The sequence below is a fragment of the Oleiphilus sp. HI0132 genome, from assembly GCF_001635845.1.
In genome coordinates, this window is the sequence record NZ_LWGJ01000304.1 from 1 (window position 1) to 939 (window position 939).

Sequence of the window (939 nt, forward strand, 5' to 3'; positions counted from 1 at the left end):
TAGCAGGAGCATAAACTGGCGCCCCAACTGGCCCAGCATAATCAACACCATAATGTGGGCGCTTTGGTGTACCGTTGTAAATCCGTTGACTACCGTAGACACCAGTAATAGGCGCCCTCATAGGTGCCGTAAAGTCATCCAAAAAGTAAAGCAAGCTGGAATCAGTTTTACGAGCATTTTTAACCAGCGCCGTTTCGCGTTTTATACGGGCTAGTTTATCCTTACTGGGTGTCACGGTTTTTTGAGGAACACCTTTAATACTTTGAGTCGGATAAGTCCTTTGCTTCACATCAATAATTAGAGAATGACGTTCACCATTAGGAGCGCTGAATGTTAATTTGTGCTCCGGCGCAGCATCGCGACCAAAGCCAATAATAAAATCCCCTTCTCGCGTAAGCCGAATTTCGCGTTCATTCAGTTTTACGTCGTACGAAGGCTTAACATTACCTTTTAACAAACCGCCCTGTGCAAATACCCCCTCAAGCACCACGTCGTCGGTCATTAGCTTTTCTGAGAGCAAGTCATCCGCAAAGACATTAGCACAAGTCACTATAAGGAGTGTAAAACCTGTTCGCTTTAGTCGCTTAAGCGTTTTTCTCATGAGCACCCTTTTCTTCGCTATCTTTACTCTCTTCTTTCTCACGTAAGCTGGCCATCTTCTCGTGCACTTTGCCGAAGATGCTGCCATCCTCGTACATACCGTCTTTAAGCGTTCCCGTCTTTAAACCCGTTAGCAATTCCAATGCTTCATTAACATGCGTTACTGCATAGATATTAAAGCGCTTTTTCTTAACGGCATTAATCACCTTCTGGCTTAACATAAGATTGGCAATATTGCTTTTAGGGATAATAACCGCTTGCTTCTGATCACTGCCGATTAACTCACAAGCATCGAGAAAGCCTTCTATTTTCTCATTTGCGCCACCAATTGGCTGAACT

The 939-nt window shown here is 44.2% G+C and carries 1 protein-coding gene and 1 pseudogene; both read right to left on the reverse strand.

Annotated elements, in window-relative coordinates; all coding sequences use genetic code 11:
- Window positions 1-601: M23 family metallopeptidase (locus tag A3766_RS03680; protein WP_197479279.1), on the reverse strand; the 601-nt coding region annotated here is incomplete at its 3' end.
- Window positions 585-939, reverse strand: a pseudogene (locus A3766_RS30285) (ATP-dependent protease); the annotation flags it as partial. The gene A3766_RS03680 and the pseudogene A3766_RS30285, both read right to left, overlap by 17 nt.